14 protein-coding genes are annotated in these 15345 nt (G+C 59.1%); 11 read left to right on the forward strand and 3 right to left on the reverse strand.

The window, feature by feature from the left end; all coding sequences use genetic code 11:
• Window positions 1-230: 230 nt before the first annotated feature.
• From urtA to urtE, 5 genes are read left to right on the forward strand one after another with little or no spacing between them, the layout of a single operon-like run.
• A complete protein-coding gene (gene urtA, locus KUV51_RS13905; protein ID WP_222522235.1) occupies window positions 231-1508 on the forward strand; it encodes an urea ABC transporter substrate-binding protein in 1278 nt (425 codons plus the stop codon).
• Window positions 1509-1564: 56 nt separating this feature from the next.
• Window positions 1565-3538, forward strand: coding sequence for an urea ABC transporter permease subunit UrtB (gene urtB, locus KUV51_RS13910; RefSeq protein WP_222522236.1), 1974 nt, complete (start codon window positions 1565-1567; stop codon window positions 3536-3538).
• Between the two features lie 3 nt (window positions 3539-3541).
• Window positions 3542-4798, forward strand: a complete 1257-nt coding sequence (urtC, locus tag KUV51_RS13915; RefSeq protein ID WP_222522237.1) for an urea ABC transporter permease subunit UrtC — start codon at window positions 3542-3544, stop codon at window positions 4796-4798.
• A complete protein-coding gene (gene urtD / locus KUV51_RS13920) occupies window positions 4795-5535 on the forward strand; it encodes an urea ABC transporter ATP-binding protein UrtD (protein ID WP_222522238.1) in 741 nt (246 codons plus the stop codon). The genes urtC and urtD overlap by 4 nt, the downstream gene beginning before the upstream one ends.
• 1 nt (window position 5536) lies before the next feature.
• The gene (gene urtE / locus KUV51_RS13925) at window positions 5537-6232 is read left to right on the forward strand and encodes an urea ABC transporter ATP-binding subunit UrtE (RefSeq protein ID WP_222522418.1); all 696 of its coding nucleotides are present in this window, start codon (window positions 5537-5539) and stop codon (window positions 6230-6232) included.
• A gap of 6 nt (window positions 6233-6238) precedes the next feature.
• Here the strand turns inward: urtE and KUV51_RS13930 are convergent, their stop codons facing one another.
• The 3 genes from KUV51_RS13930 to KUV51_RS13940 are packed head-to-tail and all read right to left on the reverse strand — an operon-like array spanning window position 6239 to window position 8850.
• A complete protein-coding gene (locus tag KUV51_RS13930) occupies window positions 6239-6631 on the reverse strand; it encodes a response regulator (protein ID WP_222522239.1) in 393 nt (130 codons plus the stop codon).
• Window positions 6628-8100 carry an ATP-binding protein gene (locus tag KUV51_RS13935; RefSeq protein WP_222522240.1) on the reverse strand — a complete coding sequence of 491 codons (1473 nt, stop codon included), beginning with the start codon at window positions 8098-8100 and terminating at the stop codon, window positions 6628-6630. Before KUV51_RS13935 ends, KUV51_RS13930 begins: the two co-directional genes overlap by 4 nt.
• A 3-nt stretch (window positions 8101-8103) precedes the next feature.
• A complete protein-coding gene (locus KUV51_RS13940) occupies window positions 8104-8850 on the reverse strand; it encodes a substrate-binding periplasmic protein (protein ID WP_222522241.1) in 747 nt (248 codons plus the stop codon).
• A 391-nt stretch (window positions 8851-9241) separates the two neighbouring features.
• Between KUV51_RS13940 and KUV51_RS13945 the strand changes: the two genes are divergently transcribed.
• The 6 genes from KUV51_RS13945 (at window position 9242) to KUV51_RS13970 (ending at window position 15270) form a co-directional block, all read left to right on the forward strand.
• Window positions 9242-10975 (forward strand): ABC transporter substrate-binding protein, encoded by a 1734-nt coding sequence (locus KUV51_RS13945; protein ID WP_222522242.1) that lies wholly within the window; start codon window positions 9242-9244, stop codon window positions 10973-10975.
• Window positions 10976-11068: 93 nt separating this feature from the next.
• Window positions 11069-12133 (forward strand): ABC transporter ATP-binding protein, encoded by a 1065-nt coding sequence (locus KUV51_RS13950; RefSeq protein ID WP_222522243.1) that lies wholly within the window; start codon window positions 11069-11071, stop codon window positions 12131-12133.
• Window positions 12133-13218 (forward strand): ABC transporter ATP-binding protein, encoded by a 1086-nt coding sequence (locus KUV51_RS13955; RefSeq protein WP_222522244.1) that lies wholly within the window; start codon window positions 12133-12135, stop codon window positions 13216-13218. The genes KUV51_RS13950 and KUV51_RS13955 overlap by 1 nt, the downstream gene beginning before the upstream one ends.
• Window positions 13215-14078, forward strand: a complete 864-nt coding sequence (locus KUV51_RS13960; RefSeq protein WP_222522245.1) for a carbohydrate ABC transporter permease — start codon at window positions 13215-13217, stop codon at window positions 14076-14078. The genes KUV51_RS13955 and KUV51_RS13960 overlap by 4 nt, the downstream gene beginning before the upstream one ends.
• Entirely contained in the window at window positions 14075-14872 is a 798-nt protein-coding gene (locus tag KUV51_RS13965; protein ID WP_222522246.1) for a carbohydrate ABC transporter permease, read from the forward strand. The genes KUV51_RS13960 and KUV51_RS13965 overlap by 4 nt, the downstream gene beginning before the upstream one ends.
• Window positions 14872-15270 carry a DUF2160 domain-containing protein gene (locus KUV51_RS13970; RefSeq protein ID WP_222522247.1) on the forward strand — a complete coding sequence of 133 codons (399 nt, stop codon included), beginning with the start codon at window positions 14872-14874 and terminating at the stop codon, window positions 15268-15270. Before KUV51_RS13965 ends, KUV51_RS13970 begins: the two co-directional genes overlap by 1 nt.
• The last annotated feature ends 75 nt before the right edge of the window (window positions 15271-15345 follow it).

The raw sequence follows: 15345 nt of genomic DNA on the forward strand, positions 1-15345 counted from the left end.
GCAAAAATAACGCACATAGGCTTGATTTGGCCCATTAATTGAGCGGCAGCTGGTGAGAAACAGAGCGAGAGCGATACCACTTGCGGCGGGCTGTACGGCTCGAAGTCGTGCGATGGTGTCGGCCTAGGAAACCAAGAACACCACCGCACTCCGCATCAAATGCGTAGGGGGGCATATGGATGTTCGGAATTCCGAATGCAACGCCCTGCGCGACACGCAAGGGGACACAGATGTCTAAACGACTACTCACCACAACCGCTGCCTTGGCCGTGATGGCCGCCCTGCCTGCCGCCGCTCAGGATTGTCCGATCAAGGTTGGTGTTCTGCACTCGCTATCCGGGACAATGGCGATTTCGGAAACGACGCTCAAAGATACGATGGAAATGCTGGTCGAACAGCAGAACGAAGCGGGTGGTGTTCTGGGCTGCCAGCTTGAGGCTGTGGTTGTGGACCCGGCATCCGACTGGCCGCTCTTTGCCGAAAAGGCGCGCGAATTGCTGACCGTGCACGAGGTCGACGTGATCTTTGGCAACTGGACGTCGGTGAGCCGCAAGTCCGTCCTGCCCGTGATCGAAGAGCTGAACGGCTTGCTGTTCTACCCCGTCCAGTACGAGGGTGAGGAAAGCTCGAAGAACGTGTTCTACACCGGTGCCGCGCCGAACCAGCAGGCGATCCCGGCGACCGATTACTTCCTCGAAGAACTGGAGGTCGAGAAATTCGCGCTTCTGGGCACCGACTACGTGTACCCGCGCACCACGAACAACATCCTTGAATCCTATCTGAAGGACAAGGGCATCCCCGCCGAGGACATCTTCGTCAACTACACGCCCTTCGGTCACTCCGACTGGTCCAAGATCGTGGCTGACGTCGTGGCGCTGGGCGCTGACGGCAAGAAGGTCGGCGTGATCTCGACCATCAACGGCGACGCCAACGTTGGTTTCTACAAGGAACTGGCCGCTGCGGGTATCTCGGCTGACGACATCCCCGTTGTGGCATTCTCAGTTGGTGAAGAAGAGCTTGCAGGTCTCGACACATCGAACCTCGTCGGTCACCTGGCCGCGTGGAACTACTTCCAGTCGGCAGACAGCGAAGCCAATGAGGCGTGGGTCGAGGCATGGAAAGCCCGCATGGGTGAAGAGCGTGTGACCAACGACCCAATGGAAGCGCACTACATCGGCTTCAACATGTGGGTGAACGCCGCGACTGCAGCAGGCACGACCGATGTCGATGCCGTGCGCACCGCCATGTACGGCCAGGAGTTCCCGAACCTGACGGGCGGTACAGCCGTCATGCTGCCGAACCACCACTTGGCCAAGCCGGTTCTGATCGGTGAGATCCAGGAAGACGGCCAGTTCGACATCATCAGCCAGACCGAAGAAGTGCCGGGCGACGCCTGGACCGACTTCCTGCCGGAGTCGGCCGTGCTGGTCTCGGACTGGAAAGAGCTGGGCTGCGGGATGTATAACACCGAGACGTCCACCTGCGTCCAGATCAAGTCGAACTACTGATTTGAACCTTCGGGGGCGGGCAGCTGCCCCCGATCACCTACTAGGATTGGATGCCCATGTCGGTTTTCCGTCGCTTCTTTGTTGCGGCCTTGTCCCTTCTCGTGACGCTGGCCGCTTTGCCTGTCTCTGCCCAGGATGCGCAGGCGCCGATCCAACGCCTGTTGCAAGAGCATGGCGAGATCATCGCCAAAAGCTCGCGCCGTACCATTGGCCCTGCCATTGATGCGCTGGCCGCCAGCGGTCTGGACGAGGCGCAAACCGTGCTCGAACGCTGGCGCGAAAAGGAGATGTGGCAGAACAAGGACACAGGGCTTTTCGTCTATGCCGAGGAAATCGACCGTCGCACCATCCGCACCTTCGACTTTGCCACTAGCGAGGCGCTGGGCGAGTTCGAAGACAAGGCCTACAAACAGCTCAAACCCAACAGCGGCATTCGCGGTCTGATCAGCGCGGCCCTCGTTCGCTTCCAGTTGACCGACCCCAACCCGCAGGCGCGCACCGCCGCGCTGAACGCGATTGAGCGCGATGCTGATGAGACCCACCTTGCCGCGTTGCGCGCCGTGGTTGATGCCGAGAGCGATGCAAATATCGCGCAGCGCATGAAGCGGTTGGAACGTCTCCTGACCATCCGCTTTGCCGAAGAAGACGCTGAACGGATCGCCGCCATCCAAAGCTTCGAGGGTGATCTGGGCGTGGACGTCCGTGCGGCGCTCAACCCCCTTGTCGTCACGCGGCTCGATGTCGACAGCGTCCTGCCCAATGACGCCGATGTCGTACGACAGATTGAGCCTGGGACAGACGCGCTTGATGTCGACTCGGCCTATGCACTTCTCGTATCGAAGGACCTCGCGGTCGAACGCATCTCTCGCGACGCCCAGAAGGCGGCACTGATTGCCAATATCGACGGGGGTAGTGTAGGCGGCATCCAGTTAGCCTCGCTCAACACCGAAGCCGGACGCGATCTCGCCTATACCGCACTGGTCCAACAGGGCGCGGTAGAACCCGCTGCCACGGATGCCGAGGTCAGGGAAACACTGGAAAACTTCGCCTTCTTCGAGCGCTACAGCGCCGTATCGCCCGAGGTCGCGCTGGCAGCCCAAGCCGTGCTGAAGGGCATCGAAAACAAGGTTGCCGTGAACCAGACAATCGACCTTGGCCTCGACGCGCTATCTCTTGCTTCGATCTACTTTCTCGCGGCCATTGGGCTCGCCATCACCTTCGGCGTCATGGGCGTCATCAACATGGCCCACGGTGAGTTCATCATGATGGGCGCCTATACGGGTTACGTTGTCCAGCTGTTTGTGCCCGACTACACGCTCAGCATCCTCCTCGCCATCCCGCTCGCCTTCATGGTGACCTTCGGCGCGGGTGTCGCGATGGAGCGGCTGGTGATCCGTTGGCTCTACCACCGCCCGCTTGAAACGCTGCTTGCAACCTTCGGCATCTCAATCGCGCTGCAACAACTCGCCAAGAACATCTTCGGCACCCAAGCCCGCCCACTCACGGCCCCCGGGTGGCTCGACGGCTCGCTGGTCTTCAACGACATCGTGTCGATCAGCTACATCCGCATCGCCATCTTCGTCCTCGCGCTCCTGTTCCTCGCCCTGTTCCTGATCGTGATGAACCGCACGCGGCTCGGGCTCGAGGTGCGGGCGGTCACCCAGAACCCGCGCATGGCGGCGTCGATGGGCATCAACCCCGACCGCATCAACATGCTGACCTTCGGTTTCGGCTCGGGCATCGCGGGCATCGCAGGTGTCGCCATCGGGCTCTATGCCAAAGTCACATCCGAGATGGGCAGCGACTACATCGTGCAATCCTTCATGACCGTGGTCGTCGGTGGGGTCGGTAACATCTGGGGCACGCTGCTGGGCGCCACCATGGTCGGCACGCTGCAAAAGGGGATCGAGTGGTTGAACCCGTCCAACACGTTGGCAGCACAAACCTACATGATCCTTTTCATCATCCTGTTCATCCAGTTCCGGCCGAAGGGCATCATCGCCCTCAAGGGCCGCGCGGCGGAGGCGTAAGCGATGACCGACGCAACACTCGCGCCAGCCCGCCAACCTATTGTCCGGCGCTACCCGGTCTTGCTGGTGTTCCTCGGGTGCCTCGCACTCTTCACGCTCGGCGTCACGATCCTGTCTGAGGGGTTCGGGATCGGCATAATCTCAACCAGCTTCGTCAAGACATTGGGCAAGACGCTGTGCCTCTGCCTTGTCGCGCTCGCCATGGACCTTGTCTGGGGCTATTGCGGCATTCTCAGCCTGGGTCACATGGCGTTCTTCGGCATCGGCGGCTACGCCATTGGCATGTGGCTGATGTACGCGCGCACGGAAATCATCGTCGTGCAAAGCCTGTCCGCCGCACCTTTGCCACCGACGGCACAGGAAATCTCTGACGGGATCGCCACACAAATCTTCGGCGTTGTCGGCGCATCGGAGTTTCCGCCGATCTGGGCCGTTGCGCATTCGCTGCCGCTGCAACTGGCCGCCGTGGTTCTGGTGCCGGGCCTGCTGGCGCTGGTCTTTGGCTGGCTTGCCTTCCGCAGCCGGGTCACGGGTGTCTACCTGTCGATCCTGACCCAAGCCATGACCCTCGCGCTGGCCCTGTACCTGTTCCAGAACGACAGCGGGCTGCGCGGCAACAACGGTCTGTCGGGGCTGCAAAACCTGCCGGGGCTGGGACACGTGCCGCAATCCACAATTTCGATCTGGTTCTTCTGGGCTTCGGCGCTGGCGCTGGGCCTCGGCTACATTCTCTGCACCTGGGTCGTGTCGGGCAAATTCGGTTCTGTGATACGCGCCATACGCGACGACGAAAGCCGGGTGCGGTTCCTCGGCTACCCTGTCGAGGCATACAAGCTCTTCGTCTTTACGCTCACCGCCGTGATCGCCGCCATCGCTGGTGCGCTGTATTATCCGCAGGCGGGTATCATCAACCCGGCAGAGATTGCGCCCATAGCTTCCATCTACCTTGCCGTGTGGGTCGCCATCGGGGGCAGGGGGCGGCTCTATGGTGCCGTCATTGGTGCCGCTTTCGTCTCGCTCCTGTCCACCTACTTCACCGGCGGCCAGGCGCCCGACATCAACCTTGGCTTTTACACGATCCAATGGGTCAACTGGTGGACTGTCCTTCTTGGGCTCTCCTTCGTAGTTGTCACGCTCTTTGCACCCAAAGGGCTGGGCGGATTGTTCGACTTGATCGCTGCGCGTACAGCGCCTGACCGGCATGGCGCAGACCTCGGCCCCGATGTTGGAGCCCTGCGTGAGAAGGAGGCAGAGAAATGAGTTCCCTTCTCGAGGTTTCGGGCGTCTCGGTGTCCTTTGACGGGTTCAAGGCCATCAACAACCTCACCTTCCAGATCGGCGAGGCCGAAATGCGGGCGGTGATCGGACCCAACGGAGCGGGCAAGACCACCTTCATGGACATCGTCACGGGCAAGACACGGCCCGATGAGGGCAGTGTGCTGTGGGGCGAGAAATCTCAATCGCTGCTGTCGATGTCGGAAAGCCAGATCGCCCAGGCCGGGGTCGGGCGCAAGTTTCAACGCCCAACGGTGTTCGAGGATCAGACCGTCGCCGAAAACCTTATGCTGGCGTTGAAAAAGAAACGCGGGCCGTTGGCCGTGCTGGGCTTTCGGGCCTCGGGCGCGGATCAGGACAGGGTGGTGGAATTGGCCGAGGAAATTGGCCTGTCTGGTGCACTGGGTCGCAAATCGGGTGAATTGAGCCATGGGCAAAAGCAATGGCTCGAAATCGGGATGCTGCTCGCGCAGGAGCCCAGATTGCTGTTGGTCGATGAACCGGCGGCAGGCATGACCCCGGCCGAGCGCGAACACACGACCGAAATCCTGGTCGAAGCGGCCAGGACACGGGCCGTGGTCGTGGTGGAGCATGACATGGAATTCGTGCGCCGCCTGAACTGCAAGGTAACGGTGCTACACGAAGGGTCGGTTCTGGCCGAAGGGTCGATTGACCATGTGACATCGGACGAAGCTGTGATCGAGGTGTATCTTGGTCGATAACCTGTTGGAAATTGAAGGGCTCACGCTGCACTACGGCGGCAGTGAAATCCTGCGCGGCGTCGATCTGGCGGCACGGACGGGTGAAGTCACATGTGTCATGGGCACTAACGGCGTGGGTAAGACAAGTCTGCTCAAGGCGATCTCCGGTACGCATGGGCGCAGTGGCGGGCGGTATCGCCTCGGCGGGCAGGAGATTGGCAAGCTCAGCGCACATGCGCTGGCCCAAAAGGGCGTGGCCTATGTCCCCCAAGGGCGCGAGATATTTCCGTTCCTGACCGTGCAAGAGAACCTGGAAACCGGGTTTGCCTGCTTGCCGCGCGCACAACGTCGGGTCCCTGACGAGATTTTCGACCTGTTCCCCATCCTCAGGGAATTTCTTCATCGACGCGGCGGCGACCTGTCGGGTGGTCAACAACAGCAGCTTGCCATCGCGCGAGCCTTGGTGACTAACCCGAAACTCCTGCTGCTCGACGAGCCCACCGAGGGTATTCAGCCCAACATTATCAAGCAGATCGGCAACGTGATTTCGACCCTCCGCGAACGGGGGGAAATGGCGATCGTTCTGGTTGAACAGTATTTCGACTTCGCCTTTGATCTTGGCGACAGGTTCACGGTGCTGGAACGCGGGGCGGTCAAGCTGGAAGGAGAGCGATCCCGCATTGAACGTTCGGATTTGCTACGGGCGGTATCCGTCTAGATGGTGTCAGGTGACCGCGCAGTAGCGGTCCACGATGGCGTTGATCTCGGACGCCACAATGGGTTTGCGTAGATAGCCATTCATGCCCGTCGACGAGATTGCCTGATCGTCGTGGTAGTCACCATCCGCGGTAACGGCAATGATCGGTATGTTTTTGGGCGGATCCGCGGCCTGTTTACGAATGCTCTGGGCGGCGTCCACACCCGAGACGTTTGGCATATGGATATCCATCAAGATCACGCCATACATGTCTGGATTGGCAAGGACGATATCCTGACACTCCTGACCATCGCTTGCGATATCGAAGTCGTACCCGAGTGTGTGAAAAATCTCGCCCATCATGTACTGGGTGAAACTGTCATCCTCGGCGAGCAGGATCTTTTTGGCTGTGGCAGTCATGCGGCTGCTTCCTCGATGTCCTGCGTTGGAATACGCAAGGTGAATGTCGTGGTATAGTTGAGATAACCCGAAGGGCTCTCAACCTCAAGGTGTCCACCCATCAGTTTTGCGAGATCGGAACTGATCGACAGACCCAAACCGGTCCCGCTATACCGTCGGGTCAGACTGTCATCGACCTGCAAGAACCGTTCAAACACGTTGTTTGCATCCTCGGGCGACAGCCCCGGACCGGTATCGGACACGGAAATATCAATCATCTTCTTTCCGGATGTATCATCTGGTGACCGCCGCAGGTCGATCAGCAGGGCGCCTTCGGTCGTGAACTTGGCCGCGTTGTCACACAGGTTGTGCACGATCTGACTGACCCGCTTGTCATCCATGCACACCGTATCCGGCAGGTCATCCGCCAATTCGACGATGACTTCTATGTCCTTGCCGTAGCGCTTGACCGAACCATTGGCGGTGTTGCACCACTGTTGCGCAATCGAGGCGAGATTGGTCTCCTTCGGCGTCAGCTTCACTGCATTCGCTTCCAGCCGCGACACCTCCAGAACGTTGGTCAACTGCGCCAAAAGAACATTTGCCGCTTCCAAACCGGTTGCAGCCTGCTGTTTCTGGCGCTTCGGCACATCCGACATTTCAATGAGCTGAAACAGCCCCATCATGGCATTGAGCGGCGTTCGCACTTCGTGGCTCATATTGGCCAGAAAGCGTTTACGCGCCAGCGAAGCGGCGACAGCATCGTTTTCAGCTTTCTTGCGCTGCGCAACCTCGCGTTCAAGGGCGGTGATCTGTTGTGTGAGCCGCTGACTCATATCGTTCAAAGCAAGTACGATCCTGTCGATGGCGTCTGTTTGCGGGCGCCTTGTGCGATCAAGCGACAGGTTCAATGGCGTGGACCGCGACGTTGACGCATCGACTTGGCGTACGACATCAGTCAAGTGCCGCGTCACCATCCAGTAGTATGCCAGCAACAGGGCAAAAGCCACAAGGTAAGCCTTGATCAGATTGGTTGTTACAAGAGCAAAAAACTGCGCCCAAAGGTCCGCCCAGATGCTTTCGAGCGACAGGTAAATCGTCAGTGTTCCTATCGGTTCGTTCAGGCCATCCATGCGTCGGACAAGATCGAATTCCGTGCGTCGTTCCACGTAATCCGGGTCGCCATATTCGAACAAATGCCCCGTTGTCGATTGCAGCTCCACATGTGCGACGGCGGGGTCGGACTCGATCCCCCTGAGGATGATGTCAACTTGATCGAAATCGAATTGCCACAGCGCATTCTGCAAAGGGTCCACGGAGGTCGCGCTGACCCGGTCAACGACCTGAAAGGCAGTGCCGACCTGGCGTTGATAGCTGAGATAGAGTTGCACCCCGGCAGCGAAGGCCGAAAAAACCGTGCTGACCAACAGCGTCACCAGAACCAGTCGAAGGCCCAGCCTGTCCTTCAATGCTGTCCGAACAAAGGTCATCCGTTACTGATCAACATGCAGTGCCAGAATGTCGTCGAGCGTGCCGTCGCTTTGCATCGCCCGCAAAGACGCATTGAAATCTGCCATAACTTGATCACGGTTCGGAAAATCCTTTCGCATGGCCATGTGGACGTCTTGCGACGTCATCACTCCCGGCACGAACTCAAGCCGGTCAGACAGGCTCGGGTCAAGATTGCGCATTGAATAGTTTACCACATCCACACTATCGAGGGTCAGTTCAGCGCGTTCAAAGGCGACCATTTGCAAGGCTTGCAGCGTTGTGGTCACGACAGTTTTGTTCAGGTAGTCGGCGCTGTCGAATTCGTCCTCGTACAGAAATCCATCACCAACGGCGATCGAATACGGCTGAAGGTCGGCGACGTTTGTATATCTGTGATCGCCTCCGATCCTTTGCACCAGTTGTACATCGGTGGAGTAGAAGGGCTGTGAATACTGCAGGAACGAGGTCAGATCAGGATCGAAGAACAGGCTGCCAACAACATCGTACTCGTTGCGCCGCACTCCATCCATGATGCGCGCCCACGGCAGAACGTCGCTGTCCACCTGATATCCGGCATGTTTGAACACGGCAGCAATGACATGTAGTGACAAACCTTGCTGTGGCAGACTGGCGCCCGAGAAAGGCGGCCATTCATCCGCGACGACGCGAATGGTTGGCTTGTCGGATGCGGCATGGAGTGATGTTGCAAAACACGTCCAAATTGCGAGGAAAATCAGGAGAGGCTTCATAGAATTCAGTTCCCGCGAACATCAAAAAAGTGCTGACATAAAAACGGTATTTATCGTTTAATTTCAATTAATGGTTGCGTAAATGCACGCAAAATTTTGGCCGAGTCGCATCTCGTGGAAGGGTGTCGTTCCGGTTTGTGTCGACATTCGTGAACCTGCAGCAGCTAAATCGACTGGTGATCACAGCCCGCCCGAGCGATACGCGGGTCGGCGCAGGTCAAACGTCCTGTGGAATGCTTCAAAGGGCTTTGGTTGTGGGGGCTCTTCTTAGTTCCTGATTTTGAACAGAAAATTTCTACTAATATTTTAGTTTGACAGAAATTTTACTTTGCGCATATCGTAAGCGCAGTCGGCGAAATCCGGCTCACATAGAAATTTGGGAGGACACAAGATGCGCAAGTATCTTCTCTCCGCGACGGCTGTTGCTGCAGTCATTGCGGGGCATGGGACCGCTTTTGCCGATACGGCGGCGGCCCAGAAATGGATTGATCAGGAATTTCAGCCATCCACGCTCTCGAAGGAAGAGCAGATGTCGGAGATGGAATGGTTCATCGAAGCGGCAGAGCCGTTTTCTGGCATGGAAATCAATGTGCTGTCCGAGGGCATTCCGACGCACGGCTACGAATCCGAAGTGCTGACCAAGGCCTTCGAGGAAATCACGGGCATCAAGGTGAACCATCAGATCCTCGGCGAGGGCGAGGTGGTGCAGGCCGTTCAGACGCAGATGCAGACGCAGCGGAACCTCTATGACGGCTACGTCAACGACTCTGACCTGATTGGTACGCACTCGCGCCTGCAACTGGCCTATAACCTGACCGAACAGATGGCGGGCGACTGGGCGGCGACAACCTCGCCGACGCTGGACCTTGAGGACTTCATGGGCATCCAGTTCACCACGGGTCCCGATGGCAACCTCTACCAGCTGCCTGACCAGCAATTCGCGAACCTCTACTGGTTCCGCAAGGACTGGTTCGACAACGAAGAGTACAAGGCCGCGTTCCAGGAGAAGTACGGCTACGAGCTTGGTGTTCCGGTCAACTGGTCGGCCTATGAGGACATCGCCGAGTTCTTCTCGGAAGACGTCAAGGAAATCGATGGCGTCGCGATCTACGGCCACATGGACTACGGTAAGCGTGCGCCTGACCTTGGCTGGCGCATGACCGATGCCTGGCTGTCGATGGCCGGTGCCGGTTCGGTGGGTGAGCCAAACGGCGTGCCGATCGACGAATGGGGCATCCGCATGGAAGCCGGTTCGTGCAACCCCAACGGCGCAAGCGTGACCCGCGGTGGTGCTGCGAACGGCCCGGCAGCGGTTTATGCGATCCGCAAATGGGACGAGTGGCTGCGCGCTTACGCGCCGCCCGGAGCGGCGTCCTATGACTTCTACCAGTCGCTGCCTGCACTGGCCCAAGGCAACGTGGCCCAGCAGATCTTCTGGTACACAGCCTTTACCGCCGACATGGTGAAGCCGAAGTCCGAAGGCAACAATACGGTGGACGATGACGGCATGCCGCTCTGGCGGATGGCGCCCAGCCCGCACGGCCCATACTGGACCGAAGGGCAGAAGGTCGGCTACCAAGACGTGGGCTCGTGGACGTTCCTGAAGTCCACACCTTCGGAGCGTGCACAGGCCGCATGGCTCTATGCCCAGTTCGTGACTTCCAAGACTGTCGATGTGAAGAAGTCCCATGTGGGTCTGACCTTCATCCGCGACAGTTCGGTCAACCACGAGAGCTTCACCGAACGCGCGCCCAAGCTGGGTGGTCTGGTCGAGTTCTATCGCTCGCCTGACCGCGTGGCATGGTCGCCCACCGGCATCAACGTGCCGGACTATCCGAAGCTGGCCCAGATCTGGTGGCAGCAAATCGGTGACGTGAACTCGGGCGCTTTCACACCGCAACAGGCGATGGACCGTCTGGCCGAGGAAATGGACATCACCATGGCCCGGATGCAGCAGGCTGACGAGGCGGCTGGTGTCTATGGCGGCTGTGGCCCCCGCCTGAACGAAGAGCGGGACGCCGAATGGTGGTTCGCCAATGGCGGTGCCAAGCCGAAGCTGGAGAACGAGAAGCCGCAAGGCGAGACCGTCAACTACGACGATCTGGTCGCCCGCTGGCAGCAATAACTCCCCGTGGGTCCGCCCCTGCACACGGGGCGGGCCGACCTGGGCCGGGGCTCTGATTGCGCCCCGGCCTTCTACGAAAATTGGACACAACCCATGACAATCGAGCTGAAAGCGGCGGTGAAGGAGATCCGGGGGATCACCCACATCAAGCCGACCTCTCTGGTGCTGGAGACGGGACATTTCAACGTCCTGCTCGGGCAGACCGGATCGGGCAAAACATCCCTGATCAAGCTGATGGCAGGCCTTGATCCGCTGGCCTCGGGAGAGGTCTGGATGGACGGGCAGAACGTGTCGAAACTGTCAACACAGAAACGCAACATCAGCCTCGTGCACCAGTTCTTTGTAAACTATCCGCAGATGACGGTCTTCGACAACATCGCCTCCCCTTTGCGGGTTGCAGGCATGGCGAAGTCTGAAATTCAGGGCCGCGTGGAAGAGGCAGCCGATATCCTGCAACTGCGCCCTATGCTGAACCGTCGCCCGCAGGAATTGTCGGGCGGGCAGCAGCAGCGCTGCGCGCTGGCCCGTGCGATTGCCAAGGAAAGCCGGGCAGTGTTTTTGGACGAGCCGCTGGCGAACTTGGACTACAAGCTGCGCGAAGAACTGCGTGAGCAACTGCCCGAACTCTTCGCGGGGCGAGGGGCTGTTGTGGTCTATGCCACCTCCGAGCCCGAAGAGGCGCTTCTGCTCGGCGGCAAGACCGCGTTGATGGATGATGGTGTCGTCACACAATTTGGACGGACCGCGGAAATCTACCGGAGGCCCGACAACCTGACCGCCGCGCGCGTATTCTCGGACCCGCCGATCAATGCGGCAAGGATGTCGAAGGCAGGGACGACCGCGACCCTTGATACCGGCGCAAGCTGGACGGTTTCTGGGTCCGCAGCGGATCTGCCTGATGGGTCGTATACGCTGGCGATCCGGCCCCATCATGTGACACCTGTCCCCGCAGGGACAGATTATGTGAAATTATCTGGTAAGGTTCTGGTAACGGAATTGTCCGGCTCGGAGTCCAGCGCGCATTTTGAATTGGGCAGGGACGGATGGGTTTCCCTCGCCCACGGTGTGCACCCCTATGAGGTGGGCGAGGCGCATGATTTCTACATGGATGCCAGCCAGGCATTCTATTTTTCGGAAGACGGGAGGCTTGTGGCCTGATGGCGAAGATCACGCTTTCCAACCTGCGCCATTCCTACTTGCCGAACCCCTCTGGCCCCGCAGACTATGCGCTCAAGGAGATCGACCTCGACTGGCAGGACGGCGGCGCCTATGCGCTGCTAGGGCCGTCGGGCTGCGGCAAGTCCACGTTGCTCAACATCATCTCGGGCCTGCTTGTGCCATCGGAGGGTCGTATCCTGTTTGATGATCGGGACGTGACGGACCTGCCACCCGATCAACGCAATATCGCGCAGGTGTTCCAGTTCCCGGTGATCTACGACACGATGACGGTACGCGAGAACCTGGCCTTTCCCCTGCGCAATCGCGGCGTGGATGAGGCGCGGATTGCGGCGCGTGTTTCTGAAATTGCAGCGATGCTGGAGGTCGAGGAGATGCTCGACACCCGTGCGTCGCATCTGTCGCCCGACAACAAGCAGAAGATTTCGATGGGACGGGGCCTTGTCCGGGACGACGTGAACGTCGTGATGTTCGACGAGCCCCTGACGGTCATCGACCCGCATCTGAAGTGGAAGCTGCGGTCGAAGCTGAAAGAGCTGCACCAGCGGGTGAAAGCGACAATGATCTACGTCACCCACGACCAGACAGAGGCGCTGACCTTTGCCGATCAGGTTGTGGTGATGCAGGAGGGTGAGGTGGTGCAGATTGGCACGCCGGTCGAGTTGTTTGAGCGGCCGCAGCACACCTTTGTCGGCCACTTCATCGGCTCGCCCGGTATGAACGTGCTGCCTGCGGAAGAGCACGGCGGTGGGGCGCGGTTCGAAGGACGGCACGTGGCGCTTGAGGGTGCTGTCGTAGGGCAGGGTGGTACAACGCAGATCGGCGTGCGGCCCGAGTTTGTGTCGCTTGCCGATGCGGGTCTGCCCGCGCGGGTGCGCAAGGTGTCAGATGTCGGCCGTCACGCGGTAGTTGAGGCCATGGTGGGCGACACGCCTGTCAAAGCCATTGTTGAAGGCGAGCTGCCTGAACAGGGGGCGGAAGTGCATCTGGCATTCCGGCCATCCCACACGCGGCTTTATCGTGACGGGTGGTTGTCTACTGAAAAAGAAGGGTCGGCTGCACAATGAAGACCGAAAATCAACGCGCGTGGTTCTTTGTTCTGCCCGTCCTGCTGCTGGTTGCGTTCAATGCGCTGGTGCCGATCATGACGGTGGTCAACTACTCGGTGCAGGAGACGTTCGGGAACAACGTGTTCTTCTGGCAGGGGCTGGACTGGTTTGAACAGATCCTGCGGTCGGACCGGTTTCAGGCGGCTTTGGGGCGGCAGTTCCTGTTCACCTTCTTGATCCTGATCATCGAGATCCCGCTGGGGATCATCATTGCGCTGTCCATGCCGAAGAAGGGCATGTGGGTGCCGGTCTGTCTCGTCCTGATGGCGCTGCCCATGCTGATCCCGTGGAACGTGGTCGGCGCGATGTGGAACATCTTCACCCTGCCGAAGATCGGGCTGCTTGGGTACTTCATGAACGACGTGCTGGGCATTTCCTATGACATGACACAGAACCCCTTTGCCGCGTGGGTGACGATCATCGTCATGGATGTCTGGCACTGGACGTCACTGGTGGTGCTGCTGAGCTACGCGGGTCTCGTGTCGATCCCGGATGCGTATTATCAGGCGGCCAAGATTGACGGTGCGAGCCCTTGGAAAGTGTTCCGCTACATCCAGTTGCCGAAGATGAAGACCGTGCTGACCATCGCGATCCTGCTGCGCTTCATGGACAGCTTCAACATCTATACGGAGCCGTTTGTTTTGACCGGTGGCGGGCCCGGCAACTCGACGACACTCTTGTCGATTGACCTTGTGAAGATTGCCCTCGGCCAGTTCGACCTGGGTCCGGCGGCGGCGATGAGCCTGATCTATTTCGCGATCACGCTGCTGGTGTCGTGGCTGTTCTACACTCTGATGACGAAGGATGATGCGAAATGAGAAAGCGGTCCCTTATCCCGATCCTCTACATCGCGTTCCTGATGTTGCCGATCTATTGGCTGGTGGCGATGTCGTTCAAGACGACGAACGAGATCCTGTCTGGCTTCAGCCTGTTCCCGCAGACCTTCACGCTCGACAATTACAAGGTCATCTTCACCGACCCGAGCTGGTATTGGGGCTACATCAACTCGATCATCTATGTGTCGATCAACACGGTGATCTCGGTCGCTGTCGCGTTGCCTGCGGCTTACGCATTCTCGCGCTACAGGTTTCTGGGCGACAAGCAGTTGTTCTTTTGGCTGCTGACGAACCGGATGGCTCCTGCGGCGGTGTTCGCTTTACCCTTCTTCCAGCTTTATTCGTCTGTCGGCCTGTTCGACACGCATATCGCGGTGGCGCTGGCGCATTGCCTGTTCAACATCCCGCTGGCGGTCTGGATTCTCGAAGGCTTCATGGGCGGCGTTCCGAAGGAGTTGGACGAGACGGCTTATGTCGATGGGTATTCGTTTCCGCATTTCTTTGTCGTGATCTTCCTGCCGACGATCAAGGCGGGTGTCGGTGTGGCGGCGTTCTTCTGCTTCATGTTCTCTTGGGTGGAGCTCTTGCTGGCCAAGACGCTGACGGCGGTGCAGGCCAAGCCCATCGCGGCGGAGATGACCAAGACGGCGTCCTCTGCCGGCTATGAATTGGGGCTGCTGGCGGCGGCGGGGACGCTGACGATCATCCCTGGCGCTATCGTGATCTATTTTGTGCGCAACTACATCGCCAAGGGCTTTGCCCTGGGGAGGGTGTGATGAAACGACTTCTTTGTCTTGTGGCGCTGCTGCCCACGACCGTGTGGGCGCAAGGGTGGGGCAATGTGGCCAACCAGCAGGAGGAGAAGGGGTTTTCCTGGACCGACCCGCTGTGGCCCGCGTTCTGGATGGCGTGGACACCCGCGACATTTGCGCTGTTCTGCTGCATCTTCGGTGCCATCGCGATCATCGGCGTGCTTGAGGTGTTCAAATACCGTGATGGCGTCGAACGGCGCGGAGTGCTTGGCTTGACAACAACGCTGGGCGACCGGCTGTTCATCTCGCTTTTAGGCTCTGCCTATATCTTTCTGGCGTGGCTGGGGCTGGTGGGTCAGCCGCTGTGGGGGCCGCTGGGCCTTGCCATCGTGTGGGGCGTGTTTGTTTTCTGGAAGGTATGAGAAAGCGTTTTGTGAAACGAAAGTTTTCGTATTTACTCACTCGGCATAACGAGTGAGCGATACGTCTTGGATAGG

Source organism: Tateyamaria omphalii (assembly GCF_019802125.1).
Classification (GTDB): domain Bacteria; phylum Pseudomonadota; class Alphaproteobacteria; order Rhodobacterales; family Rhodobacteraceae; genus Tateyamaria; species Tateyamaria omphalii_B.

What these genes read in the sequence shown, in the direction of transcription:
- KUV51_RS13970 (WP_222522247.1), top strand. Translation starts at nt 14,872, where the DNA reads ATGAAACGACTTCTTTGTCTTGTGGCGCTGCTGCCCACGACCGTGTGG.
- KUV51_RS13950 (WP_222522243.1), top strand. Translation starts at nt 11,069, where the DNA reads ATGACAATCGAGCTGAAAGCGGCGGTGAAGGAGATCCGGGGGATCACC.
- KUV51_RS13930 (WP_222522239.1), bottom strand. Translation starts at nt 6,631, where the DNA reads ATGACTGCCACAGCCAAAAAGATCCTGCTCGCCGAGGATGACAGTTTC.
- KUV51_RS13945 (WP_222522242.1), top strand. Translation starts at nt 9,242, where the DNA reads ATGCGCAAGTATCTTCTCTCCGCGACGGCTGTTGCTGCAGTCATTGCG.
- urtA (WP_222522235.1), top strand. Translation starts at nt 231, where the DNA reads ATGTCTAAACGACTACTCACCACAACCGCTGCCTTGGCCGTGATGGCC.
- KUV51_RS13965 (WP_222522246.1), top strand. Translation starts at nt 14,075, where the DNA reads ATGAGAAAGCGGTCCCTTATCCCGATCCTCTACATCGCGTTCCTGATG.
- KUV51_RS13935 (WP_222522240.1), bottom strand. Translation starts at nt 8,100, where the DNA reads ATGACCTTTGTTCGGACAGCATTGAAGGACAGGCTGGGCCTTCGACTG.
- urtD (WP_222522238.1), top strand. Translation starts at nt 4,795, where the DNA reads ATGAGTTCCCTTCTCGAGGTTTCGGGCGTCTCGGTGTCCTTTGACGGG.
- KUV51_RS13955 (WP_222522244.1), top strand. Translation starts at nt 12,133, where the DNA reads ATGGCGAAGATCACGCTTTCCAACCTGCGCCATTCCTACTTGCCGAAC.
- KUV51_RS13940 (WP_222522241.1), bottom strand. Translation starts at nt 8,850, where the DNA reads ATGAAGCCTCTCCTGATTTTCCTCGCAATTTGGACGTGTTTTGCAACA.
- KUV51_RS13960 (WP_222522245.1), top strand. Translation starts at nt 13,215, where the DNA reads ATGAAGACCGAAAATCAACGCGCGTGGTTCTTTGTTCTGCCCGTCCTG.
- urtB (WP_222522236.1), top strand. Translation starts at nt 1,565, where the DNA reads ATGTCGGTTTTCCGTCGCTTCTTTGTTGCGGCCTTGTCCCTTCTCGTG.
- urtC (WP_222522237.1), top strand. Translation starts at nt 3,542, where the DNA reads ATGACCGACGCAACACTCGCGCCAGCCCGCCAACCTATTGTCCGGCGC.